The following is a 24086-nucleotide window of genomic DNA, read 5'->3' as shown; positions in this document are numbered from 1 at the left end:
CAGCCGGCTCGGATCGTCACAGCGGCCCCCGCAGGGCGCCGAGGTTTATTCGCTGGTAAAAATGCTGCCCAGGCGGTCCATGCGCTCCAGCGCCATGCCGCAGCCGCGCACCACGCAGGTCAGTGGCTCTTCGGCCACCAGCACCGGCAGGCCGGTTTCCTCGGCCAGCAGGCGGTCCAGGTCGCGCAGCAGCGCGCCGCCGCCGGTCAGCATCATGCCGCGGTCGGCAATGTCGGCACCGAGTTCGGGCGGGGTTTGCTCCAGCGCGTTCTTGACGGCCGAGACGATGTTGTTGAGCGGGTCGGTCAGGGCTTCCAGCACTTCGTTGCTGCTGATGGTGAAGCTGCGCGGCACGCCTTCGGAGAGGTTGCGGCCCTTGACTTCCATCTCGCGCACTTCGGAGCCCGGGAAGGCGCTGCCGATCTTCTTCTTGATGGCCTCGGCGGTGGGCTCGCCGATCAACATGCCGTAGTTGCGGCGGATGTAGTTGATGATGGCTTCGTCGAACTTGTCGCCGCCGACACGGACCGAGCCCTTGTAAACCATGCCGCCAAGCGAGATCACGCCGACTTCGGTGGTGCCGCCGCCGATGTCGACCACCATGGAGCCAGAGGCTTCACTGACCGGCAGGCCAGCGCCGATACCGGCGGCCATGGGTTCTTCGATCAGATAGACGGCGGTGGCGCCAGCGGCCTCGGCCGCGTCCTTGATGGCGCGGCGCTCGACCTGGGTCGAGCCGCAGGGCACGCAGATGATGATGCGCGGGCTGGGGGTGAACAGCGTACGCGGGTGCACCATCTTGATGAACTGCTTGATCATCTGCTCGGTGATCACGAAGTCGGCAATCACGCCGTCCTTCATCGGGCGGATCGCCTCGATATTGCCGGGCACCTTGCCCAGCATGGCCTTGGCCTCGCGGCCCACAGCCTGGATCACCTTCTTGCCGTGCGGGCCGCCTTCGTGGCGAATCGCCACGACAGAGGGCTCATCGAGCACGATGCCCTTGTCACGGGCGAAGATCAGGGTGTTGGCCGTGCCAAGGTCGATGGCGAGATCGGTGGAAAAGTACCGACGGAAGGCTCCAAACATCACATGTCCTCTCGGGCACGGCATGCGCTCCGGCGTGCCGTCGCCTGGTTCTTGGGGGGTCGAAACGGGTTCGAAAAGGGGTTTTTACGCGCTGTTGACGGCAGGATCGCCGGCCAAACGGGCCTGAACAGGCCTCTCGCGGCGAAGGCGGGATAATACTCCATCCCCCGTGCGCCAAACCCCTTGGCGCTAGCGGTTTCCCTGCCTTTACCCCTACTTTTCCGGCGTCCCGAAGACGCCCGCCCCGCCATGGCCCTCACCTCCCAGGACATCGGCCGGATCGCCAATCTGGCCCGGCTGGAGCTTCGCCCCGAAGAAGGCGAGCGCATGCTCACCCAACTCAACGGCTTTTTCGACGTGGTCGAGCAGATGCGCGCGGTGGACACCACCGGCATCGAACCGCTGGCCCACCCCGTGGCCGCGATACAGGAGGTAGCGCTGCGCCTGCGCGAAGACGCGGTCGGCCATTTCCCCTCGCGGGAAGACAGCCAGAAAAGCGCCCCGGCCGTCGAAAGCGGCCTGTATCTGGTCCCGCGCGTGATCGAGTGAGCAGCCCCGCAATGACCCAGAACCTCCCCCTGCACGACCATACCGTTGCCCAGCTAGCCGCCCGCCTCGCCGCCCGCGAGGTTTCCGCCGTGGAAACGGCCCAGCACTTCCTGGACCGCGCCCAGACGCATGCCGCGCTGGGCGCCTATGTGGCGCTGGATACCAATGCCACACTGGCCCAGGCCCGCGCCGCCGACGCGCGCATCGCCGCCGGTACCGCCGGCCGCCTGGAAGGCGTGCCGCTGGCGCACAAGGACATCTTCGTCACCCGCGACTTCCCGACCACCGCGGGCTCGCGCATGCTGGCCGGCTATCGCTCCCCTTTTGATAGCACAGTCGTCAAGAATCTGGCCGACCAGGGCGTGGTTACGCTCGGCAAGCTGAGCTGCGACGAATTCGCCATGGGCTCGGCCAACGAGAACGTGGCGGTGCCGGCCGAAGGCGGCAGCGCCGTGCTGCCGGTGCGCAACCCCTGGGACACGACGCGCGTGCCCGGCGGCTCCTCCGGCGGCAGCGCCGCAGCCGTGGCCGCGCGCCTGGCGCCGGCGGCCACCGGCACCGACACCGGCGGCTCGATCCGCCAGCCGGCGGCCTTCTGCGGCATTACCGGCATCAAGCCAACCTACGGCCGCGCCTCGCGCTACGGCATGGTGGCCTTTGCCTCCAGCCTGGACCAGGCCGGCCCGATGGCACGCACGGCCGAAGACTGTGCGCTGCTGCTGTCGACCATCTGCGGCCCGGACCCGGACCGCGATTCGACTTCGCTCGATCTGCCCGCAGAAGACTTCACGCGCGGCCTGAACGACAAGCTGGACGGCCTGCGCATTGGCATCCCAGCCGAGTTCTTTGGCGAAGGCCTGTCGGCCGACGTGCGCGCAGCGGTCGATGGCGCACTGAAGGAATACGAGAAGCTCGGCGCCAAGCTGGTACCGATCAGCCTGCCGCGCACCGAGCTGTCGATCCCCGTCTACTACATCATTGCGCCGGCCGAGGCCTCGTCCAACCTGAGCCGCTTTGATGGCGTGAAGTTTGGCCACCGCGCAGACAAGTACACCGACCTGCTCGACATGTACAAGAAGACCCGTGCCGAAGGCTTTGGCGACGAGGTCAAGCGCCGCATCATGATCGGCACCTATGTGCTGTCGCACGGCTACTACGACGCCTACTACCTGCAGGCGCAAAAAATCCGCCGCATGATCGCCGACGACTTTCAGAACGCGTTCAAGCAATGCGACCTGATCGCCGGCCCGGTGGCGCCCACGGTCGCGTGGAAGATCGGCGAGCACGGCAACGACCCGCTGGCCGACTACCTGGCCGACATCTTCACCCTGCCCGCCTCGCTCGCCGGCCTGCCCGGCATGAGCGTGCCGGCCGGCTTTGGCGAAGGCGGCATGCCGGTGGGCCTGCAGCTGATCGGCAACTACTTTGCCGAAGGCAAGCTGCTGAACGCTGCACACCAGTTGCAGCAAGCGACCGACTTCCACCTCCGCGCGCCGGAGGGCATTTAAGGATGAGCGAATCCATGAATTCCTTTGCCGCACAACAGGAAGGCCGCCCCACCGGGCCGCTGGTGCAGGGTTATGAAGTCGTGATCGGCTTCGAAACGCACGCCCAGCTCTCGACCGTCTCCAAGATCTTCAGCCGCGCGCCCACCGCCTTTGGTGCTGCGCCCAACACCCAGGCCGCGCCGGTGGACCTGGCGCTGCCGGGCACGCTGCCGGTGATGAACAAGGGCGCGGTCGAGCGCGCCATCGAGCTGGGCCTGGCGCTGGGCTCGCACATCGCGCCGCGCAGCGTCTTTGCGCGCAAGAACTACTTCTACCCGGACCTGCCCAAGGGCTATCAGATCAGCCAGTTCGAGATCCCGGTGGTGCAAGGCGGCAGCGTCGAGTTCTTCCTGGGGGACGAGAAGAAGACCGTGCGCCTGGTGCGCGCCCACCTGGAAGAAGACGCCGGCAAATCGCTGCACGAGAACTTCATTGGCCAGAGCGGCATCGATCTGAACCGCGCCGGCACGCCGCTGCTGGAGATCGTGACCGAGCCCGACATCCGCTCGTCCGGAGAAGCGGTGGCTTACGCCCGCGAACTGCACAAGATCGTCACCTGGATCGGCATTTGCGACGGCAACATGCAAGAGGGCTCTTTCCGCTGCGACGCCAACGTGTCGGTGCGCAAGCCGGGCCAGCCGCTGGGCACGCGGCGCGAGATCAAGAACCTGAACAGCTTCAAGTTCATGCAGCAGGCGATCGACTTCGAGATCCGCTGGCAGATCGAAGAGATCGAGGACGGCCGCGAGATCCAGCAGGCCACCGTGCTGTTCGACCCCGACACCGGCGAGACGCGCGCCATGCGCACCAAGGAAGACGCGGCCGACTACCGCTATTTCCCTGACCCGGACCTGCCGCCGCTGGTGATCGCGCCCGAGTGGGTGGAACGGGTACGCAGCGAAATGGCCGAGCTGCCGCGCGCCATGGCCGCGCGCTTTGTGGCCCAGCACGGCCTGCCCGAATACGACGCGGCCCAGCTCACACAGAGCAAGGCCACGGCCGCCTACTTCGAGGCGGCCGTGCAGGCCGGCGCTGCGCCCAAACTGGCCAGCAACTGGATCATGGGCGAGCTGTCGCGCCGGCTGAACACGGGCGGCACCGACATCGCGCAGGCGCCGGTCGCGGCAGCGCAACTGGGCGCGCTGATCGTCCGCATCGGCGACGGCACCATCTCCAACAACGCTGCGCGCCAGGTGTTCGAGGCACTCTGGAACGGTGAAGGCGCGGACGTGGACGCAGTGATCGAGGCCAAGGGTCTGCGCCAGGAAAACGACAGCGGCGCGCTTGAAGCCATCCTGGACGAGGTGATCGCGGCCAACCCGAAGAACGTCGAAGAGTTCCGCGCCGGCAAGGACAAGGCCTTCAACGCCCTGGTCGGCCAGGCCATGAAGGCCAGCAAGGGCAAGGCCAACCCGACGCAGGTCAACGAGCTGCTGCGCAAGAAGCTGCAGCAGTAGCCATGAGCCGCCAGCCCGTCAGCGCGATGCGCTGGCGCTGGCGTCCGGCAATTGCGCCCACAGCGGGCGCAGCCGCAGCAGTTCGTTGTCGAAGCGTTGCTGGATGCGGCGCCGATCCTGCTCCATATCCGCGACAGCGTTCTGCTGGGTGCGCAGCGCCTGCACGATGTCCAGTTGCTCGCGCAGCAGGCCGGGCGGCATGCGCGCCCGGTCGTTGTCGAAGCGCGCCATGGCGGCCTTGACCTCCAGATGCTGCTGGTCGAGCTGGGCGATGCGCAGTCGCACCAGGGCCGCGCTCTCGTCCACCCGCTGCAGGGCGGCGGCGCGCTCGGCGTCGTGCGCGGACTGCTGCGGATAGCGCATCAGCAGCACGCGTTCGCCGCGCTCCTTCTCTTGTTGGCGCGCCAGCGCCTCGGCGTCGCGGCGATCGCGCTCGGCCTTGGCCGCCAGCTCACTGGCGGTGGGCGGCGGCAGCAAGGTACGGCGCGTGGTGCCGGAAGCATTGAGCTCACGCTGCTCGCGGTCCAGGCATTCGCGGATCGGGCGGTCTGATGTCAGCCGCCGGCCCTGGGCGTCGACGCAGGTATAGATGCCGCCAGCAGGCGCGGCCGGCTGGGCCTGCAGCGCCGCCGCGGCGGCTACCAGGAGGCTGCCGAGGACCATTGTTCTGCATCCACGGTAGCCAGCATCCACAGGAGCCCCTTGTCTAGTCGTTGACCCCGTAGCGTTGCCGATAGGCCAGCACGCGGGCATGGTGGGCAGCCGATTCGCCGCCAGTTACGTCCAGATACAGCAATAAATCTGCCAGCTTTGCGATGGTGCAGACCTGCAGGCCCAAACGGCCGCGCATGTACTGCACCGCGCTGTGTTCCACGTCCTGGCCGTTCTCGGTGGCTTTCTCCTGCCGGTCCAGCGCCAGGGCGATGCCATGCGGGGTGGCGCCGGCGGCCTGGATGATGGCGATGGACTCGCGCGCGGCAGTGCCGGCGGACATCACGTCGTCCACGATCAGCACCCGGCCGGCCAGCTTGGCGCCGACCAGGGTGCCGCCCTCGCCATGGTCCTTGGCCTCCTTGCGGTTGTAGGCAAAGGGCACGTTGCGGCCGCGCCGCGCCAGTTCCACCGCTACGGCGGCGGCCAACGGAATGCCCTTGTAGGCCGGCCCGAAGATCATGTCGAACTCGACGCCGCCGTCGATCAGCGCCTGTGCATAGAATTCCGCCAGCCGGCCGAGCTTGGCGCCGTCGTCGAACAGGCCTGCATTGAAGAAATACGGGCTCATGCGGCCCGCCTTGGTCTTGAATTCGCCAAAGCGCAGCACGCCGGCTTCAACGCAAAACTTCACAAAATCCTGGGCCTGCGCAGCGCCTGACGCCACCTGCTGACCCGCCCGGACGCCTTCAACCAGCATGGGGAAATCCTTGTTCAAATTGACCAGCCTGAACCTCAACGGCATCCGTTCCGCCGCCAGCAAGGGCGTAGAAGAATGGATCGCGGCATGGCAGCCGGATTGTATTTGCGTGCAAGAGATCAAGGCCCAGGCGGCCGACGTGCAGGGCAGATTCGAGCAGTTGGCCGGCCTGCAGGGGCACTTCCACTTCGCACAGAAGAAGGGCTATTCGGGCGTCGGCGTCTATACCAAGCACGAGCCCAGCGAGGTGCTGATCGGCTACGGCTCGGAGGAGTTCGACGCCGAAGGCCGCTATGTCGAGGTGCGCTTTGACACGCCGCAGCGCAAGTTCTCGCTGATTAGCTGCTACTTCCCCAGCGGCTCCTCGGGCGAGGAGCGGCAGGCGGCCAAGTTCCGCTTCCTGGCGGGCTTTCACCCGCATCTGATGCGGCTCAAGGCCGAGCGCGAGTTCATTTTGTGCGGCGACATCAACATCGCGCACCAGCAGATCGATCTGAAAAACTGGAAGAGCAACCAGAAAAACAGCGGTTTCCTGCCCGAAGAACGCGCCTGGATGACAAAAGTGTTGCACCTGACGGACGCAGAGGGCGGCCTGGTGGACGTTTACCGTCAGCTCCAGCCCGACGCCACCGACACCGCCTACACCTGGTGGAGCAACCGCGGCCAGGCCTATGCCAAGAACGTGGGCTGGCGACTGGACTATCAGTTGGCGACTCCTTCCGTTGCAGCAACCGCCCGTATCGCTGCCGTCTACAAGGACATCAAGTTCAGCGACCACGCACCTCTTACCATCGAGTACGACTTCTACCTTTGATCAATAGGCTCGGTCAGCTTTAGGCGTAAAGCGGCGGTTTGTAAAAGCTTCGTTCACCGTCCGCTGTGCCGCGAAAGCGGACACCGACGGCGCTCTAGCCCTTTCTTCGAGCCGACTTCAGCCAGTCGTTGACCTGATTCATCGTCCGGCGCTCCTGATCCGCCTCCGTGGAGAACGCCGGCTGCAACCGCGCCCGAGAGGCGCCCTGCGCGAGCAGGGTCAAGCTGTTTCCAAGGCCGTAGCCGCCATGCGTGATGAACGGGATCAGGTCCTTGCCTGACAGGTCGTGGCTCGACAGGAATCCACGGATCACCGGTGGCGCGGTCTCGCCCCAGATGGGAAAGCCGAGGTAGATCGTGTCGTACCTTGCAATGTCGGGAACCGAGCGCGCCAATGCCCTCGCGCGACCGTTGTCGCGCTCCTGGCGAGCCTCTTCGACAGTGGCCAGGTAGTCCTCGGGATAAGGGACCTCGGGCTGCATCTCGAAGAGGTCGGCTCCGAGCGACCGCTGAAGCAGCCCCGCAACGACACGGGTGTTGCCAGACCTCGAGAAGTAGACGACCAGCGACGACGTTCTTCCTGAGCGCCTACCGTCCCGCCGTTCCGTCGCCGCCGCGCTCGCGGTCAACGGGAGGGTGGTCATGGCCGCCATCAAGACGCGACGAACCGAGTCTGCACTGTCTTTCATCTGATGCTCCTTGATGCAGCCCCTGGACCGGCCCGTGCTTGGTTGGCCCGGTCACCGAATGCCGACCCGAAGGATCAGACGTTCTTCGCGTAGAACGGCGTCAACTTGGCCACAACCGCGTCGACGTACTTCGGGACCCAGTAGGTCTCGATGTGCGTGGCGCCTTCGATGAGGAACAGCTCCTTGCCCTTCGCGCCCGTCGCCTTGAGGAACGCCGCCTCGGTCATGTACAGGCTGTCCGCCTTGCTGCCGGCGATCATGAGCAGCGGTTGTTCGATCAACTCGAGCTGGTCCGTGGCGTCCCAGCGCATCAGGTCCAGCAAGCTGCTGGTGGTGTACTTGAAGGTCGAGCCCGGATGCGCATGCGTGCGCCAGTAATACTCGTAGCCTTGCCGGTACATCTCGAACGGCAGCGCGGCGATCTGCGCGTCCGTCATGTCGGCATCGCCCGAGTAGAGAATCTTGCCGCCGGCCACCTGCTGAGCGCGCGCGTCCGAGGCCTGCTTCATGCGCTGCTGGATCGTGGCCAGCTGAGAGTCAGCGAAGCCGTTGCGACGGACGCGGCCGGAGTTGAACATGCTGAGTGTCGCCACCGCCTTGAAGCGCTTGTCGGTCTTCGCTGCAGCGAGCGAATAGCCCCCGCCCCCGCAGATGCCGAGCAGGCCGAGTCGCGCGGCATCCACCCCGGCCCAGCGGGTGATGAAGTCCGCCATGCCGTGGATGTCCTCGATGCGGTTCGTCGGCGTGTCCACCGAGCGAGGCAAGCCACCGCTCCCGCCTTGGTAGGCCGCATCGGCCGCGATGGCGACGTAGCCGCGTTCCGCCAGCCGCTGCGCGTACAGGCCGGCCGTCTGTTCCTTCACGCCGCCGTTGGGGTGCGCGACGACGACCGCGGCATACTTCTTGGCCGGGTCGAAATTCGCCGGCGTGTAGACGTTGGCGACGATGTCCAGGCCGTTGAGCTTGTAGGTCATCGAGTGGATGTGGACTTTGCCGGGCGCGTTGGCGGTGATGGCATCTCCGTACACCAGGGTGAACGGGTTGTTCCGGTAATCGGCGGCTGCGGCGGGGGTGGGCACGGTCATCGCTGAAACTCCAAGGGTGGCTGCGGAAATGGCGAGAGCGGAAGTGCCGAGGAACTCGCGGCGCTTCATGTCGATGGCGTCATGGGTCATTGGGGTGTCGCTCGCTGTCGGTCGATGTCGATGTCGGAGGTCAGTCCAGCTTCTTCTGGACCAAAAAGGCGGTCACCAGGTCGGCGATCTGCACGTTGTTCAGGTCGGACATGAGGAAATGCGTGTTGCCGCGCACGCCGATGTCGGGGAGATGCACCAGCCGGGCGTCACCGCCATGCCGGTTCACGGCCTCCACCCAGAGACGAGCCATGGCCAGCCGCACGCGCCAGTTGTCCTGGCCGCGCTCCGTCGTCGGCTCGGTCGGGAAGTTGTCGCCGTAGAAGATCACGATGGGAATGCGGGTGAGCTTCTGGAAGTCTGCGGCGGACACGGCTTCGGGCGCAAGCGTGCCCGCGGTGCTGGGCATGGCGGGCGGCAACTCGCCCTCCGGGAAGATGAATCCGCTGCCCGGCTCGAAGGCGACGACCGCCTTCACGTTCGGGCTCCTGATGGCCGTCAGCCAGCCCGGACCGCCGCCCTGCGAGTGCGTGAACAGGATTGCCGGTCCCACCTTCGCGAAGAGCGCGGCCATGGCCTCGGAGATGACACCCGCGTCGTAGGGCCCGGTGTTGGGCGTGACCGAGCGCAGGAACTGGTTCAGCGTCTCGGGATCGCGGGCGAACTGGACATTGCTGAAGTAGCCGGGCCACTTGCCGAGCCGGAACTGGTCGAAGAAAAGCTGGTCGTTCGGCGTTGGCTCCGTCGTTGTCGCGATGGTGCTGTTGCCCGCTCGCCCGCGGCGAGGCTGGTCGACGAGGTACACCGGGAAGCCGCGGCGCAGGAAGATGGTCTGGAAACCTTCACGACCGTCCGCCGTCGTCTCCCAGCTGCGGGCCGACTGGAATGCTCCGTGCAGCATGACGATGGGCAGCGGTTTCGGGTGCTGCGGCACCTGATAGAAGGCGTAGAGGTGGTCGCCGTGGAAGCTCTGGCCCGCCGACGTCGGCTTGTTGTTGTCGTAGCTGCCAGGCGTCGTCTTCACGGTGCCACCCACGGTGAAGCTGCCCTGACTCTGGATGACCAGGGGCACCGTGCCGCCGCCTGGCTGCGAGGCACAGCCGCCCAGCAGCGCCGCCATCGCCAGGGTTCCGACGCACAGGTATCGAGGGACGTTCATGAATCAACCTTTCATTGCGGCGCTGATGGCCTGCTCGAGTGCTTCATTGGCCCTGGCGGCCTCTTGCGGACCGACGTGTTCAGCGAGCGCGCGAACGAGCTGCTTCAACTGCTGTGCGGTCAGGCCGACGCGCAGGCTGGCGCGCATGTGCGACCGGAGCTGAGCCTGCGCACCAGGTGTGGCGGCCAGCGCGCCCACCGTGGCCAGCTCGCGGCTCTGCCAGTCGAGGTTGTCGCGCTCGAAGATGTCGCCGAACAGATGGGACTGCAGGAACTGGTTGATGACGGGTGCAAACTCGAAGACCGGCCCCTGGACGGGCCCACCTGAAATCTCGGTCTGGTTCGTCTGGCCCGCGGCCACCAGTGCATCGCCGGTGGCGACTGGACGACTGGGCTCGCGCCCCAGGACGTCCTGCATGCCTTGCTGCTTGCGAAGGTCCACCACCTTCAGAAGCTCGCCCAGCGCGTTCAGGCTTCTGGGGAAGCCCGCGTAGGCGTAGAGCTGCACCAGGACTTCCTTGGCCTCGCTGATCGTGAGCCCGTCACCGAGGCCCTGGTTCAACGCGGCATTGAGACGCGGCATGTCGCTGGTGGCCATGAAGGCACCGGTCAGGACGATGGCGCGCTGCTTGGCGGTCAAGGTCTCGGAGCGAGGCGGAGCGGCCTTGGCGCTCGTTGCCTGCGGAACGTCCGAGACAGACAGTCCCGCCCCGGCCAACGCGGCGCGATAGTCCTGCTCGGTGACCTTGTCCTGCCAGGTCACCGCGGAGCCATTCTCCTTTTCCGCGATGGCCAGATGGACCATGGGACCGGAAGGACCCGCACCATGCCAATGACGCACGTGGGGAGGGATGGTCACGATGTCGCCGGGTCGGATGACGTGCGCGGGCTGCCCTTGCTGCTGCACCAGCCCCAGCCCTTCCACCACGATCAGCGTCTGACCCAGCGGGTGGGTGTGCCACGCCGTCCGGGCAGCAGCGGAGAACGTCACCGTGGCACCTCCCGCCGTGCCCGGAGACACCGCCTGGAAGGGAGAGCTGACGCGCACGGTACCGGTGAAGTTCTCGGCGGGGCTGGCCATGACGCGCTGCGAGGCGGCGGATCGGACCTCGACGACGCCTCGGACGGCCTCGGCCTCGGGAAGCGGCGCCGCGCTGGCCGCCGCCGCGCCGCCGAGCGCGACGAGAAGGAGTGATTTCATGAGAGGACCTCCAGACGTCGAGCCCGCCGATGGCGCGGCACGACGATGAAGAACAGGACGGCGATCAGCGCCAGGCCTACCAGCACTGCGGCCACGTCCATGACGGCTGAGATTCGAAGTGCGAGACCTGCGGCGTCATGGGTCGTTTCGGGCGCGGCATTCGCGAACACCAGCACCAGGAGACCGAGGCCCAAGGCGCTACCGAGTTGATGCGCCACGTTGACCAGCCCCGAGGCCGCGCCCGCATCCTTCTGGGCGACCCCGGCCACGCCGGCGGCGGTGAGCGGGGCCAGGAGCAAGCCCTGTCCGAGGCCGATGAGAATCATCGGCAGGGCAACACCGGTCCAGTATGTGGAGTCGACACCGGCTTGGCCGAGCCAGGCCAGACCGACCACACCAAGCAGGAGTCCGGCTGTCAGCAGCGCCTCGTTCCCGAACCGGCGGGCCAGCCTGGGCACCGCCATCGCCGAAGCGAAGTTGGGCAGCGTGACCGGCAGGAAGGCCAGTCCGGCCTGGATCGGACGCAGGTGAAGCACCCCCTGCAGGAACTGCGTGGAGAAGAACCAGAAGCCGACCGCGCCGCCCAGGAAGAGCATGCGCGCCAGATTGGCCGCGGTCCGTTCCCGGTTGGCCAGCAGGCGCAAGGGCAATATGGGTTGGCTGACGCTGCGCTCGATCACGACGAAGACGCCGATCAGGGCCACCCCACTGACCAGCGCGGCCAGGGCGAGCCGGTCGCCCCAACCGGCGTCGGCCGCTCGCACCAGTCCGTAGACCAGCGCCGTCATCCCCAGGGTGGAGGTGATGGCGCCGCCGATGTCGAAGCGGCCCGGGTGTCGTGGCGTTTCGTCGATGTGCCGGCGCGCGGCGGCGATGAGCAGCAGGCCGATGGGCAGGTTGATGAAGAACCCGGCCCGCCAGGAGACCAGGTCGGCGAAGAAGCCGCCCAACACCAGGCCCAAGGTCGCACCCACGCCTGCCGCGGCCGCATAGAGGGACAGCGCACGGGTGCGCTCCGGACCTTCGGCGAAGTGGGTGGAGAGCAAGGCCAGCGTCGACGGCGCCAGCACCGCGGCGCCGGCGCCCTGGATGGCGCGTGACGCCAGCAGCCAGTTCACGGACGGCGCGAACCCGATCACCACCGAGGCCAGCGTGAACACCGCCAGCCCGAGGATGAGCATGCGCTTGCGGCCAAGGATGTCCCCGGCCCGCGCGCCCAGTAGCAGCAAGCCGCCGAAGCTCAGGGTGTAGGCGTTGGTGACCCAGGAGAGCTGCGCGGCGGAAAAGCCCAGGCTGCTCTGGATGCGCGGCAGGCCGGTGATGACGATGGAGATGTCCACCACGATCATCAGGTAGCTGGCCACGATGATGGCCAGGATCGCAGCCGCGTTGCGCGGCGACGGGCTCGGTACGGCGATGCTCATGGTGTCGTTCAGATGTCGAGCTTGCGTTCGGACATCCACTTGACGATGGACGGATCGCGATGCGAGAAGAAGCTGCTCGTATTGGTGTCGAGCACGGCGATGCGAGCCATGTCGGCGTCATCGAGGGCGAAATCGAAGATGGCGATGTTCTCGGCCATGCGTTCCTTGCGGACGGACTTGGCGAGGGCCACGATGCCGCGTTGTACCAGCCAGCGCAGCACCACCTGGCCCACTGACTTCCCGTGCCGCTCGGCGATGCCCTTCAGCACCTCGTTCTGGAACAGGCCGTTGCGGCCCTCCGCGAAAGGCGCCCAGGCCTCGGCCTGTACGCCGATGTCGGCTATGAACGGTGCCGCCTCGCGTTGCTGCTGAAAGGGGTTGACCTCGACCTGGTTGACCGCTGGCGCGATTTCGTTGAACGCCTTGATGTCCATCAGGCGGTCCGGATGAAAGTTGCTCACGCCGATGGCGCGGAGCTTGCCGGCCCGGTAAGCATCCTCCATCGCTCGCCAGGAGCCATGAACGTCACCGAACGGCTGGTGGATCAGGTAGAGGTCCAGGTAGTCGAGTCGCAGCCGCCGAAGTGACTTCTCGATGGCCTGCTGGGTGCGCTCATAGCCGGTCTCCTGCACCCACAGCTTGCTGGTGACGAAGAGCTGGTCGCGCGCGATGCCGCTGGCCCGCAGGCCGTTGCCCACGGCTTCCTCGTTCATGTAGGAGGCCGCCGTGTCGATCAGGCGGTAGCCGGTCTCGATGGCGTCGACGACGCTTCGCTCGCACTCCTTGGCGTCGGCGATCTGGAAGACGCCATAACCGGCGATGGGCATCTGGAGACCGTTGTTCAGGACGACATGTTGCATGGGTTGTTCCTGGTGGGACGTTCAATGAGATGAACTGTAGGCATCGCACTGGCATCTGAATAGTGACATTCAGGTTGATAAATTGGCTCCAAATTGATGACAATGTCCATGAAGGAGAGCTTTCCATGGCCATCAACGAGCTACGCTCCATCACGACCTTCATCAAGGCCGCAGAGCTGGGGAGCCTGCGCAAGGCGGCACTGGCGCTTGGCATCAGTCCGCAGGCAGCAAGCAAGGCCCTGGCCCAGCTTGAAGCCCATCTGGATGCCCGTCTGTTCCATCGCACGACCCGGGTGATGTCGCTGACCGATGCCGGCCAGCGGCTGTTCGAGGACGTCCACCCGTCGCTACTGGGCATGCAGCGGGCGCTTCAGACGGCGAAATCGGCGAAGGACGAATTCGCCGGGCCGCTGCGCATCACTGGTCCGCGCACGACGTTCCAGCCGATCCTGTGGAGGCTCGTCGAGGAGTTCTGCGACCTGCATCCAGGCATCCAGCCCGACGTGCTGCTGGATGACCGCATCGGGAACTGGGTCGAGGACCGGGTGGATGTCGGATTCCGTCTCGGCCCGTCGCCCCACGAGGGCGTCATCGCACGCCGACTGTTTCCGGTGCAGTTGCCCATCTGCGGTGCGCCTTCGTACTTCCAGCGACACGGTGTGCCGCTGACGCTGGGGGACCTAGCTGCACACCAATGTAGTGCCTACCGACACCCGAGCACCGGGAAAGTTTTGCCCTGGCGCGTGAGGATTGACGACGAGCCGGCGGACCAGCCCGTGGTGCCGGCCATCTGCAGCAACGACGAGCTGTTCGAGCTTCAGGCCGTTCTTGCCGGACGTGTGCTGGGGCAACTCGCCGGCGTGACGGCGGCGCCTTACATCCGTTCGGGGCAGTTGGTGCCGGTCCTGGTCGAGCACATGCCCAACTACGCCAGCTACTTCGTCTACTACGGCAGCAGATCGTCGCAACCGGCGCGGGCGCGAGCGTTCATCGACCTGGCGCTTCAGCGGCTGGGCAAGACCTGCGAGTACGTCCTTGGACCAAAGGACTTGCGCAGCAATCCAGCGCCCAAACGCTCAGCCAAGAAGGTGTGAGGACGAGGTCCGCTCCCAGCCTGAAGCGGTCGTTCGCCTCCCAGCATTGAACGTCCGCTTCTGCTGACCACAGTTGCCTGACACCCGATCCATTTGCGGGTGTTTTGTGCGATTGACTACCACCTGGCAACGCCAGCTACCGCCGCGCTGGCGCGCAGCGAGCACATCTACAAGGATGTGAAGTTCTCTGATCACGCGCCGGTGACCATCGACTACGACTTCGACCTTTGATCAGACGTGGGTCAGGTCCGCTTTGGGCTCAATGAGTCTTCCGGTGCCTAAGATTGAAGGTCCGCTTTGCAGCTATTGCCCTCATTCGAGGACTCGACTTTCAAGACCGCTTTCTGCCAGGGTCGGTCGTTCTCCACTGCAGCGATCGCCAGATGCTGCCCATCACAACGGAGCGCTGCAAAGAAAGGTTTCGCGGTCGGCGGGCGGTCGGGGGAACCGTGCAATACGACTCAGCGGTTGACCACCGTGCAGCAATGGAAGAGGCTGCGCGGTGGTTCATGAGCATTGCGTTGGTTATTGAGGTCGTGTCTTTCAAACCAGCATTGACTGTTGGGCGAAGATGCCCGCCATCGCACCCTGTGAGGATGCTTGGGTGACCGATGGCAGGAAAGGCGTCGTGAGGTCACCGGCGGCGTAGATGCCGGGCATGCTGGTGACGCGGCGCTCGTCGACCTTGAGGACGATGCCGGTAGGCGTGTCCATTGTGGCGAGGCCCAGCGCTTCATGCAGGGTTGCGGACGGCTTGTTGCGCGGCTGGGCGAACAGGACGTCGACCGCGACCTTGCGGCCGGTATCGAGATTGACTGTGGAGATATGGCCCTTGTGATGGGCGATCTCGACGATCCGGCCATCGATGACAGGTATGTTGCGGCGCGCCAGATCGGCCTGGATATCGGGCGGGATGTCGTGACCATCGGCGAAGACAGTCAACTTGTCGGTCCAATCGCGGAACAGCTTGGCCTGATTGTGCGATTGCGGGCCGGACCAGACGAGGCCCCAATGCCGGTCGGCGACTTCAAAGCCGTCGCAATAGGGGCAGGGCACGATGGACGTGCCCCAGCTTTCGGCAAAGCCTGGAACCTCAGGCATCTGGTCGGCAACGCCGTAGCTCAGGATCACGCGGCGCGCCCCGAGGCTTTCGTGATCGTCAGTGACGACGCAGAAATCGTCGATGGCGCCGGAGACGCTCTCGGCCCGGGCATTGACCAGCCTGATCGTTGGATAGCGCGCCAGCTGCTGCCGCGCCTCGGCCAGGATGTCCAGCGGTGGCTTGTGATCGTGGCCGAGCAAGCCATGCGAGTGGCCGGCAAAGCGGTTGCGCGGCCGGCCGGTATCGAGCACGGTGACGGTGCGGCGGGCACGGCCGAGTTGCAGGGCGGCGGCGAGGCCGGCAAAGCTGCCGCCGATGATGATGACGTCGTTCATGGTGATGGGCTCCGGGTTGTGAAAGACTGGCGAGGGGAAGGGCTTGGCGGTTGGTTGTGCGTGAGCTAGGCCGATGGTGGAGAGCGCGGCCAGCGACAGCAGGGATCGTCGTTGCACAGAAGTCTCCCTACGGCTCGAAGCCGCCGGCGGCGACCAGGCCGGCAAAGCTGCAGCAGATGATGAGGACGTCATCCATGGGGATGGTCTCCTTGTGACGGATGGAGGGGGTTGCGCGCCGTGACGACCCACGCCGCGCCGTCGGTCATCACGGACCGTCCAACGGGAAGGGCTGCAAAGGCGGTGCGGACAGCGGCCGTAGCCCGGGCACGGACGTCGTTGGGCTGTTCCGCGAGCACGCGCGCCAAGGGGCCTGCGTCGATCGCTAACTGCACCCCATCGTCAATCGCCGCGTCCCGCGTCTCGCCTTGGCCGAAAGGGATGGAAGCGTCCAAGGGCGCCAGCGCAATCTCGGCGAACCCGGCCGTCGTCAGAATGCGCGCCACCCGTCCTTGATCGCCGAAGGAAAACGGGCCGGGTGCTTCGGCGACGGGCGGGACGGCCGAGGGGACGAGGCCCTCGATCGCCTCCATTGGAAGGCGCGCCCACCCGTTCTCGGCCGCGCTGCGCCAGCAAACGAAAGCGACCCGGCCACCGGGCCTGAGCGCCCGGCGCAGACGAGCGAACGCCCCTGTCGGATCGTCGAAAAACATCACCCCAAAACGCGAGAACAGGAGGTCGAACGCGCCATCGGGCAGCTCAGCGCTGCTGGCATCGGCCACCTGAAATTGGGCTGTTGCATCCGGTGGCGCCAGCGCGCGCGCTCGTGCGATCAGCGGGGCGGAGACGTCCACACCCAGCACCCGCCCTCCCGCGCCAACGAGGGTGGCCAGCGCAAAACTCGACGTGCCTGCGCCGCAGCCGACATCCAGCACGCGCTCGCCCACCACGGGCGCGGCGGCTTCGATCGCGGCCTTGCCAAACACCGCCAACATGGCATCGAGCCGAGCCTGATTGACGATCCAACGCTCCCCACTGGGTCCATTCCAGTCGGCAATCTGACGGGCGTTTTGCGGTGCCATCGTGGTTTCCTTGTGTTGATCAGCTTCTGCCAAGGCGGATTTCATTTGCTGTACTTACAAGTCCACTAATGTGCATTAGATATATTAAACTGTCAAGTACATTAAAAGCATCCATGAACAGCCTGCCCGTTATCGATCCCAAGCCACAGCGCGGGCGACCGCGCGATCCCGAGCGCGGCAGGCGCATCCTGGAAGCCGCGCAAAAGCACTTCAACGAGCATGGCCTAGAGCGTGCCAGCGTGGATGCCATCGCAGCGGACGCCGGTGTATCCAAGATGACCGTGTACAGCCACTTCGGCTCCAAGGAAGGGTTGTTTCATGCCGTCGTGCGCGACAAGACGGTGGCGGTGATGGCGGGAGTCTCGGAGGCGGGGGCGCTGGATCCGGATCAGCCTGAGCAGGTCCTCCTCGCGGTCGGCGCGCGGTTTCTCGCACTGTCGCGTGGGGAGGACGCCTTGGGCGCATTGCGCTCCGTCTACGGCGTCGCAGGTGCACAACCAGATGTGTGCCGTGGGCTCTACAAGGAGGGCCCGGAGCGTGTGACCAACGAGCTAGCGGACTACCTGCGGCTCGCCCACGCGGCGGGCACGCTGAAAGTACGCCATCCGCGCCAAGCAGCGGACCTGTTCCTGTCGATGTTCATGGGCTCAGGACACATGCGTGGACTGCTGAAGCTCGAGATGCCGGACTCTCGTGAGAATAAGTCCCTTCTGCGCGAGGCCGTACGGGTCTTCATGGCGGCGTTTGGCACGTAGGCTCCACGAAGATGCTCAAGGTCGAGAGCATTCGGCGGAAAGCGAACCTATCCCCAAGCCATAGCGAATCGCCTTAACTCGCATTCCGTTGCCGCCGAACCGCGCAAGTCGGTCTGTTCCGACTTGCGCTTCGAAGCAATTCGACCTTCCGCAAGAATCGCAAAGCTGTCTTTGAATAGGTTCTTATGACTGACCGAGATCATTCTGAAGCAGTCGTTCAGGGCCAAGCGTCGCCCGCGCGCAATTGGCCGGTCGCCGTCGTCTTGACGCGCCAGCGGCGCCCCGATCCATGTGTAGGTTTTTTGTCGTATTGACTACCACCTGGCAACGCCAGCCACCGCCGCGCTGGCGCGCAGCGAGCACATCTACAAGGACGTGAAGTTCTCTGATCACGCACCGGTGACGGTGGAGTACGACTTCACGCTGTGATCTGTGCCCGGGAAACAAGATTTCACGCCTCGTCGCCCCTCATGGAGTCGCTTCTGACCGAGTTTGTCGCCGCGCAGCAAAGCGCGCAGCGTCATCGCCAGCAAGCAGCGGACGCCTGTGCCGCTGACTGGAACGCCGTGCACGCGTCCATCGGTTCGTTCGCAGACGAACACTCCACTTTGTAATGGCGCAGTTCGACGTCCATCGCAACAAAGGGCCCCTGCGCGATTCCATTCCCTTCGTCGTGCTTGTCCAGTCCCAACAATTCGACCGCTACCGCAGACGAATGGTCGTCCCGCTGATGCGTCTGGACTTGCTTCCTCGCAACTCTTCCATCGCAGGCTCCAGGATGAACCCCGTATTTGCCATCGACGGTGTGCAGGTGGTCCTGCATCCACTGGACATGGTCTCGGTGGCTCTGGATCAATTGGGCGAGCTTGTGGGATCGCTGGCAGAGCAGGGGCAGGCCATTGCCGATGGCCTGGACGAACTGCTCACACGCTCGTAGGGCTGAGCGCCGGTAAATCCGCGGCTTCCCGCCCCGCATTCCGCGCCATGTAGATCTGGTGCAGCGTGATCTTGCGCACCTCGGCCTGGCTGGCGCCTATGTGGGCGCTGAGCAGGCGGGCCGCCTCTTCGCCGCGCTGGGCCTGCACGGCGCGCAGGATCTGGCCGTGCTCTTCGTAGGTGGCCTCTATGCGCGCGGCCCAGGTGAAATCCAGGCGCCGGATGATGCGGATGCGGTCGGTCACGTCGCTGTGCACCCGGGCCATCTCGGCGTTGCCGGTGGCGGCGACCAGGGCGCAGTGGAATTCCTCGTCCCAGCGGCCGACCTGCACCATGTCGCTGCTGCGTGCCTCGGGCGCCACCAGCCAGATGCCGGCCAGCGCGTCGAACTGGGTGCGTTCCATGCGCAGCGCACCAGAGCACAGGCGGCGCACGGCCTCGGTCTCCAGCACCATGCGCAGGTCATAGAGCTGCTCGAACTGCTGGAAGTCGATCGGCAGCACGCGCCAGCCGCTGCGAAACAGCACCTCGACAAAGCCCTCTTGCTGCAGGCGGAACAGCGCCTGGCGCACCGGCGTGCGCGACACGCCCAGGCGCTCGCTGATCTCGCCCTCGGTGAAGCGGTCGCCCGGCACCAGGCGGAACTCGGCCATGTCGCGCTTGAGCAGCGCATGGACGTCTTCCGCGCGGGAGCGCCGCGCGGGCTCGGCGGGCAAGGTGGCAGTGGGCGTAGTGGGTTTCGGCACAGGGGCGATGGTAATCAGGCCAACAGGCTGACGTGGGCGGCGACCACGCGCCAGCCCTCGGGCGTGCGCAGCCAGGTCTGGCTTTGGCGGCCGGTGCGCGCGCTGCCGGCGCGGCGGAACTCGATGTTGGCCGTGGCGAAGTCGCGGCCGTAGCTGGTGATGGCCGTGCGCAGCACCTCGCGCTCCAGGCCCTGCGCCGGGCGGCCGGCGCGGAAGGCCTGGATCTCGTCATAGCCGTAGAGGTTCTCGGTGGCGCCGTAGCGCAGCGTGTGCGGGCTGCGCCAGAACAGTTCGTCCAGCACGGCCACATCGTTGCCGGTCAAGGCTTTTTCATAGCGGGCGAACTGGGCGCTGACTTCGGCCAGCACCTCGGGCAGGTTGATATCCATGGGCATATTTTCAGAAAGAAGGGGAGCGGACACGGGCGATGCCGGCCTGTTCCAGCACGTGCGCAGCGCGCAGGGCCAGGTCTTCGCGCCACGGGGCGGCGATCAACTGCACGCCCAGCGGCAAGCCTTGCGGGCCGGCAGGCCAGAGCGGCGCGGCGACCACCGGGCAGCCGGCAAAGGAGACCGGCTGGGTCAGCAGGCCCATGGCCGCGCGGCAGGGCTGCGTCGTGCCGTTGATGTCCAGCCATTCGGTGCCTATGGGCGTGGCGCTGACCGGCGTGGCCGGCGCCAGCAGCAGGTCCCAGTCGGCAAACAGCGCGTTGACGCGGTCGCGGTAGGCGCGGCGAAAACGCTGTGCGCGCGTGACCCAATGCGCAGGCTGCAGCGCGCCGGCGATGAAGCGGTCTACCGACAACGGCTCGTAGTCGTCGGCCTGGGTGCGCAGGTGGTCCAGGTGCAGGCTTCCGCCCTCGCCCGCGGTGATGATGAAGGCGGCGGCGCGGGCCAGCGCGGCATCGGGCCACTCGACCGTGGCGCTGGCGCCCAGCGCGGCGGCTGCGGCCTGCACCGCCGCGCGCGCGGGCGCCGTGGCGTGCTCATGGAAGTAGCCGCCGAGCACGCCTATGCGCAGGCCCTGCACGCCCTGCTCCAGCGTGGGCACCACCGGTTGCACGGCCAGCGCGTGGCAGCCTGGGTCTTGCGCGTCGGGGTACTGCAATACGTCGTAGACCTGCGCCAGCATCTGCGCCGAATCAGCAAACGGCCCCAGGTGGTCGATGCTGTGCACAAAGGGATAGCTGCCGCGCCGCGACAGCCGGCCAAAGGTGGGCTTGAGCCCCCAGACGCCGCACAAGGATGCCGGCACGCGGATCGAGCCATTGGTGTCCGAGCCCAGCGCCACCGGCACCTGCTGCGCCGCCACCGCCGCGCCCGAGCCGCCGCTGGAGCCGCCGGCGATGCGCGTGAGGTCGTGCGGATTGCGCGTGGGGCCGTAGTGCGTGTTCTCGGTGGTGAAGCCGTAGGCGTATTCGTCCATGTTGAGCGTGCCGACCAGCACCGCGCCGGCCTCGCGCAGGCGCTGGACCAGCACGGCGTCTGCCATCGCAGACGCGTGGCTGCGGTTCACCTTGGAGCCGGCCAGCGTGACCTCGCCCTGCACGTCGAACAGGTTCTTCACCGCATAGGGCAGGCCGGCCAGCGGCGGCAGTGCCTCGCCACGGGCGCGGCGCGCATCGATGGCGTCGGCCTCGCGCCGGGCGCGCTCAAGAGTGCGGCCGGTGAAGGCGTTGACTTGGCCGTCGGTGGCCTCGATGCGGGCAATGCACTGCTCCAGCCAGGCGCGTGCGCTGCAGTCCCCCCGCGCCACGGCGGCAAGCATGGCGGCGCTGTCGGACGCTATTTTTTCCATAGCTACACCCCCTTATCCGACAAGGGCCAGAAGGCTGCAGGGCAATAAATCTCTGCCGGCTCGTCATCGGGCGCGAGCGGCGCGGCCTCCAGCAGTTGGGCCATGGCCGCGGTGCGCGCCAGGTGCGCGGCCACGCGCTGCGCGTGGGCCTGGTCCAGCGGCAGCCCGAGCAGCGCGGCGCTGGCATTTACGTAGGGCAGCAGATCGGGTGCACTCATCGCCGCACCTCGCGCTGGAAGATCTCCAGGCTCAGCTTCTTGGCGGCGATGAAGCTGGGCTGCGACAGCGTGTCTGTGGTGCGCGGGCGCGCGTCGGCGTAGTCGAGGATCTCGGCCACCTTGGTCGGCCGCTTGGTCAGCAGCAGCACCTGGTCGGCCAGGTAGACCGCTTCTTCCAGGTCGTGCGACACCAGCAGCATGGTGGTGCCGGTCTGCATGAACACCTCTTGCAGCTTCTCGCGGATGAAGAGGGTCATCTCGAAGTCGAGCGCGGAGAAAGGCTCGTCCAGAAACAACACCTCCGGGTTCGGCGCCAGCGCCCGCATGATGGAAGCGGTCTGCTGCTGCCCGCCCGACAGCTCGTAGGGGTAGCGCCGCAGGTCGAACTTGACGTCGAAGGAGGCGACGAGTTCTTCCATGCGCCGGTCGACCTCGGCCTTGCTGCGGCCCTCCAGCTTGAGCGGGTAGGCGATGTTGTCGATGGTGCGCATCCACGGGAACATGGCCTCGCGGTAGTTCTGGAACACGTAGCCGATCTTGGTGTCCTTGCGCTCCTTGCCGTCGAACAGGATCTGGCCGCTGTCGATGGGGATGAGCCCGGCGATCATGTTGATCAGCGTGCTCTTGCCGCAGCCGTTGGGGCCGAACACCGAGACGATCTTGCCCTTGGGAATGTCGAGGTCGAAGTTCTCGTACAGCGGCCAGCCGGCAAAGTACTTGGTCAGCCCGCGAATGGTGATGTGGGTGCCGGCCGGGCCGGGGCGAAAAGCCGGTGCGGGCACGTCGGCGAAGACCGGGGCGTTGAGTACGGCGTTCATCTTCCGCTCCAGTGAATGATGCGGCGCTCCAGCACCAGAAAGAGGATGTTGAGCACATAGCCCAGCGCACCCGCCGCCAGGATGGCCGCGTACATGGTCTTGACGTTGAGCACCTGCTGCGCATCGATGATGGCGTGGCCCAGGCCGTTCTCCGAGCCAATGAACATCTCGGCCACGATGACGATCACCAGCGCCATCGACACCGCCGAGCGCAGGCCGACAAAGCTCGGCTGCAGGCTTTCCCACACCAGCACGTCCTTGAAGATCTGCCAGCGCGAGGCGCCCATGACCTTGGCCGCCATCACGCGCTGCTTGCGCGCGTTGATCACGCCATAGGCGCTGTTGAAGACCACGATCAGCAGCGCGCCGAAGGCGGCAATGGCGACCTTGTTGATGTCGGACACGCCAAAGATCAGCAGGAACAGCGGGATCAGCGCCGAAGACGGCGTGGAGCGAAAGAAGTCGATCAAGAACTCCACGCTGCGGTAGGCCTTTTCATTGCTGCCCAGCAGCACGCCCAGCGGCATGCCGACTGCGGCGGCAATGACAAAGGCCTGCAGCGTGCGGCCCACGGTGACCAGGAAGTCGGTCAGCAGCGCGCCGCCGGCCAGGCCGGTGAGCAGGGTGGCGATGGTGTCGGCCGGCGGCGGCAGCAGGATGGCCTTGATCAGGCCGGCGCGCACCACCAGGTCCCAGATGATGAAGAGCACCACCGGGCCGATGAAAGGCAGCAGGCGCGAGCGGTCGAACTTCCTGGCTTGCGTGGCAGCCGCCGGGCTGGCCGGTGGCGCCCAGCCGGGGCCGCGCGCCGGCGTGGAAGATGTGCTTGGGGCAGACATGCTCTTCAAGCCTTGTAGAGCAGGCCTTCTACGGCGAGCTTCTTCGAGAAGATGCCCTTCTCGGTGAACAGGTCGTAGAACTTCTGGAAGTAGGCGACGTCGCTGGGCTTGAACTCGTTGTGCAGCATGTAGGCGGCCAGCGGCACCTCCTTGGTCAGCGCACCGTCGATGGCGGTGTAGCCCTTCATGAACTGGCGTGCCTCGTCGGGCTGCTTGCGCACCAGCTCGACGCCGCGGGTGTAGGCCGCGATGTATTTCTTCGCCGCCTCGGGGTTCTTCTGGATGAACTCGGTGGTCAGGCTGGCCGCGCCGCCGTGCCAGGGCGCCATCGGATCGCCAAGGATGTAGTGCGCTACCACGCCAGCCTCCAGCAGCCGCGTGATGCCGTTCAGGCGGCCGACCGTGCCGGTGGGCTCCAGCGTGTAGCAGGCATCGACCTGGCCTGCGGCGATGGCCGCCACATGCTGGCCGATCGGCAGTTCGACCACCGACGCGCCGGTGGCGCCGGCGCGCTCCAGCATGGTCTTGGCCAGCGTCACGTTCTGGATGCCGGGGCCGGAGGCAACCTTCTTGCCCTTCAGTTCAGCCACGCTCTTGATCGGGCTGTCTTTGGCGACCAGGAATTCTTCCAGCACGTCTTTCGCATTGCTGGGGTTGGTGCAGAAGATCTTGAACAGGCCGGGCTGCGCGATCTCGCCGATCGCCATGTTGGCCGAGCCGGTGCCGTTGGCGCTGCCGTCGCCGCGGCCTGACAGCATGGCCTCCATCACCTGCTGGGCGCCGGCGAACTTGAGCGGCTCGACATCCAGGCCCGCCTCCTTGAAATAGCCTTTCTCCACGGCAGCGAAGAAGGGCAGGCCCGCCGCCACCGGCCAGAAGCCGATGCGGATCTTCGGGCCGGTCTGCGCCCGCACGATGGCCGGCGCGGCCAGGGCACCAAGCGCGGCGGCGCCTGCCTGCAGAACACTGCGGCGGCGCGGCGAAACGGACGATGGGGTTTGCTGCATGACGAACTCCTGGAAGAAAAGAAGGGAAA

At 66.2% G+C, this 24086-nt stretch carries 26 protein-coding genes and 2 pseudogenes; 10 read left to right on the top strand and 18 right to left on the bottom strand.

What is annotated here, in order from left to right; translation table 11 throughout:
- Positions 1 to 45: 45 nt before the first annotated feature.
- A complete protein-coding gene (locus AAFF27_02730) occupies positions 46 to 1089 on the bottom strand; it encodes a rod shape-determining protein (protein ID XAH24121.1) in 1044 nt (347 codons plus the stop codon).
- 249 nt (positions 1090 to 1338) lie between these two features.
- Between AAFF27_02730 and gatC the strand changes: the two genes are divergently transcribed.
- The 3 genes from gatC to gatB are packed head-to-tail and all read left to right on the top strand — an operon-like array spanning position 1339 to position 4642.
- Positions 1339 to 1638, top strand: a complete 300-nt coding sequence (gatC, locus tag AAFF27_02725) for an Asp-tRNA(Asn)/Glu-tRNA(Gln) amidotransferase subunit GatC (GenBank protein ID XAH24120.1) — start codon at positions 1339 to 1341, stop codon at positions 1636 to 1638.
- A gap of 11 nt (positions 1639 to 1649) precedes the next feature.
- A complete protein-coding gene (gene gatA / locus AAFF27_02720; protein XAH24119.1) occupies positions 1650 to 3146 on the top strand; it encodes an Asp-tRNA(Asn)/Glu-tRNA(Gln) amidotransferase subunit GatA in 1497 nt (498 codons plus the stop codon).
- Positions 3147 to 3148: 2 nt separating this feature from the next.
- Positions 3149 to 4642: an Asp-tRNA(Asn)/Glu-tRNA(Gln) amidotransferase subunit GatB gene (gene gatB, locus AAFF27_02715; protein XAH24118.1), complete on the top strand. Its 1494-nt coding sequence runs from the start codon at positions 3149 to 3151 to the stop codon at positions 4640 to 4642.
- Positions 4643 to 4660: 18 nt separating this feature from the next.
- On the opposite strand, the gene AAFF27_02710 is transcribed toward gatB, so the two are convergent.
- The gene (locus tag AAFF27_02710) at positions 4661 to 5305 is read right to left on the bottom strand and encodes a DUF4124 domain-containing protein (protein ID XAH24117.1); all 645 of its coding nucleotides are present in this window, start codon (positions 5303 to 5305) and stop codon (positions 4661 to 4663) included.
- Positions 5306 to 5348: 43 nt separating this feature from the next.
- Entirely contained in the window at positions 5349 to 6053 is a 705-nt protein-coding gene (pyrE, locus tag AAFF27_02705) for an orotate phosphoribosyltransferase (protein ID XAH24116.1), read from the bottom strand.
- A gap of 10 nt (positions 6054 to 6063) precedes the next feature.
- On the opposite strand from pyrE, the gene AAFF27_02700 reads away from it, so the two are divergent.
- Positions 6064 to 6867: an exodeoxyribonuclease III gene (locus AAFF27_02700; protein XAH24115.1), complete on the top strand. Its 804-nt coding sequence runs from the start codon at positions 6064 to 6066 to the stop codon at positions 6865 to 6867.
- A gap of 94 nt (positions 6868 to 6961) precedes the next feature.
- Here AAFF27_02700 and AAFF27_02695 read toward each other — a convergent pair whose 3' ends face one another.
- The 6 genes from AAFF27_02695 to AAFF27_02670 form a co-directional block, all read right to left on the bottom strand.
- A complete protein-coding gene (locus AAFF27_02695) occupies positions 6962 to 7555 on the bottom strand; it encodes a flavodoxin (GenBank protein XAH24114.1) in 594 nt (197 codons plus the stop codon).
- Between the two features lie 74 nt (positions 7556 to 7629).
- Positions 7630 to 8730: an alpha/beta hydrolase gene (locus tag AAFF27_02690; protein ID XAH24113.1), complete on the bottom strand. Its 1101-nt coding sequence runs from the start codon at positions 8728 to 8730 to the stop codon at positions 7630 to 7632.
- Between the two features lie 40 nt (positions 8731 to 8770).
- The gene (locus tag AAFF27_02685) at positions 8771 to 9847 is read right to left on the bottom strand and encodes an alpha/beta fold hydrolase (protein ID XAH24112.1); all 1077 of its coding nucleotides are present in this window, start codon (positions 9845 to 9847) and stop codon (positions 8771 to 8773) included.
- 3 nt (positions 9848 to 9850) lie between these two features.
- Complete coding sequence (locus tag AAFF27_02680; protein XAH24111.1) at positions 9851 to 11047, bottom strand: carboxymuconolactone decarboxylase family protein; 1197 nt, start codon at positions 11045 to 11047, stop codon at positions 9851 to 9853.
- Complete coding sequence (locus tag AAFF27_02675; GenBank protein ID XAH24110.1) at positions 11044 to 12471, bottom strand: MFS transporter; 1428 nt, start codon at positions 12469 to 12471, stop codon at positions 11044 to 11046. The genes AAFF27_02680 and AAFF27_02675 overlap by 4 nt, the downstream gene beginning before the upstream one ends.
- Before the next feature lie 8 nt (positions 12472 to 12479).
- Positions 12480 to 13331 carry an aldo/keto reductase gene (locus tag AAFF27_02670; GenBank protein ID XAH24109.1) on the bottom strand — a complete coding sequence of 284 codons (852 nt, stop codon included), beginning with the start codon at positions 13329 to 13331 and terminating at the stop codon, positions 12480 to 12482.
- Positions 13332 to 13456: 125 nt separating this feature from the next.
- Here AAFF27_02670 and AAFF27_02665 point away from each other — a divergent pair, with 125 nt between their 5' ends.
- Positions 13457 to 14425 carry a LysR family transcriptional regulator gene (locus AAFF27_02665; GenBank protein ID XAH24108.1) on the top strand — a complete coding sequence of 323 codons (969 nt, stop codon included), beginning with the start codon at positions 13457 to 13459 and terminating at the stop codon, positions 14423 to 14425.
- A gap of 111 nt (positions 14426 to 14536) precedes the next feature.
- A pseudogene (locus AAFF27_02660) lies at positions 14537 to 14656 on the top strand (exodeoxyribonuclease III).
- 312 nt (positions 14657 to 14968) lie between these two features.
- On the opposite strand, the gene AAFF27_02655 reads toward AAFF27_02660, so the two are convergent.
- Together AAFF27_02655 and AAFF27_02650 are read right to left on the bottom strand one after the other, a co-directional pair.
- Positions 14969 to 15862: an NAD(P)/FAD-dependent oxidoreductase gene (locus tag AAFF27_02655; GenBank protein ID XAH24107.1), complete on the bottom strand. Its 894-nt coding sequence runs from the start codon at positions 15860 to 15862 to the stop codon at positions 14969 to 14971.
- 188 nt (positions 15863 to 16050) lie between these two features.
- Positions 16051 to 16941 carry a class I SAM-dependent methyltransferase gene (locus tag AAFF27_02650; protein ID XAH26369.1) on the bottom strand — a complete coding sequence of 297 codons (891 nt, stop codon included), beginning with the start codon at positions 16939 to 16941 and terminating at the stop codon, positions 16051 to 16053.
- Positions 16942 to 17054: 113 nt separating this feature from the next.
- Between AAFF27_02650 and AAFF27_02645 the strand changes: the two genes are divergently transcribed.
- From AAFF27_02645 to AAFF27_02630, 4 genes and pseudogenes are all read left to right on the top strand, one after another.
- Positions 17055 to 17696 carry a TetR/AcrR family transcriptional regulator gene (locus tag AAFF27_02645; GenBank protein XAH24106.1) on the top strand — a complete coding sequence of 214 codons (642 nt, stop codon included), beginning with the start codon at positions 17055 to 17057 and terminating at the stop codon, positions 17694 to 17696.
- 306 nt (positions 17697 to 18002) lie between these two features.
- A pseudogene (locus AAFF27_02640) lies at positions 18003 to 18125 on the top strand (exodeoxyribonuclease III).
- A 41-nt stretch (positions 18126 to 18166) separates the two neighbouring features.
- Positions 18167 to 18310: a hypothetical protein gene (locus tag AAFF27_02635; protein XAH24105.1), complete on the top strand. Its 144-nt coding sequence runs from the start codon at positions 18167 to 18169 to the stop codon at positions 18308 to 18310.
- Positions 18310 to 18633, top strand: coding sequence for a CcdB family protein (locus AAFF27_02630; protein ID XAH24104.1), 324 nt, complete (start codon positions 18310 to 18312; stop codon positions 18631 to 18633). The genes AAFF27_02635 and AAFF27_02630 overlap by 1 nt, the downstream gene beginning before the upstream one ends.
- Here AAFF27_02630 and AAFF27_02625 read toward each other — a convergent pair.
- From AAFF27_02625 to AAFF27_02595, 7 genes are read right to left on the bottom strand one after another with little or no spacing between them, the layout of a single operon-like run.
- Positions 18620 to 19378: a GntR family transcriptional regulator gene (locus tag AAFF27_02625; protein ID XAH24103.1), complete on the bottom strand. Its 759-nt coding sequence runs from the start codon at positions 19376 to 19378 to the stop codon at positions 18620 to 18622. The genes AAFF27_02630 and AAFF27_02625 overlap by 14 nt on opposite strands.
- Positions 19379 to 19392: 14 nt before the next feature.
- Positions 19393 to 19767 (bottom strand): oxalurate catabolism protein HpxZ, encoded by a 375-nt coding sequence (gene hpxZ, locus AAFF27_02620; protein ID XAH24102.1) that lies wholly within the window; start codon positions 19765 to 19767, stop codon positions 19393 to 19395.
- A gap of 10 nt (positions 19768 to 19777) precedes the next feature.
- On the bottom strand, positions 19778 to 21175 hold the full coding sequence (locus tag AAFF27_02615) for an AtzE family amidohydrolase (protein ID XAH24101.1): 1398 nt from the start codon (positions 21173 to 21175) through the stop codon (positions 19778 to 19780).
- 2 nt (positions 21176 to 21177) lie between these two features.
- The gene (locus AAFF27_02610) at positions 21178 to 21393 is read right to left on the bottom strand and encodes a DUF4089 domain-containing protein (GenBank protein ID XAH24100.1); all 216 of its coding nucleotides are present in this window, start codon (positions 21391 to 21393) and stop codon (positions 21178 to 21180) included.
- The gene (locus AAFF27_02605) at positions 21390 to 22211 is read right to left on the bottom strand and encodes an ABC transporter ATP-binding protein (GenBank protein ID XAH24099.1); all 822 of its coding nucleotides are present in this window, start codon (positions 22209 to 22211) and stop codon (positions 21390 to 21392) included. The genes AAFF27_02610 and AAFF27_02605 overlap by 4 nt, the downstream gene beginning before the upstream one ends.
- On the bottom strand, positions 22208 to 23050 hold the full coding sequence (locus tag AAFF27_02600; protein ID XAH24098.1) for an ABC transporter permease: 843 nt from the start codon (positions 23048 to 23050) through the stop codon (positions 22208 to 22210). Before AAFF27_02600 ends, AAFF27_02605 begins: the two co-directional genes overlap by 4 nt.
- A gap of 5 nt (positions 23051 to 23055) precedes the next feature.
- Complete coding sequence (locus AAFF27_02595; protein ID XAH24097.1) at positions 23056 to 24057, bottom strand: ABC transporter substrate-binding protein; 1002 nt, start codon at positions 24055 to 24057, stop codon at positions 23056 to 23058.
- Positions 24058 to 24086: the final 29 nt, after the last annotated feature.

It is taken from the genome of Xylophilus sp. GW821-FHT01B05, from assembly GCA_038961845.1.
GTDB lineage: Bacteria > Pseudomonadota > Gammaproteobacteria > Burkholderiales > Burkholderiaceae_C > Xylophilus.
Note: the sequence above shows the minus strand (reverse complement) of the source record. Positions and strands in the feature narration are given on the sequence as shown.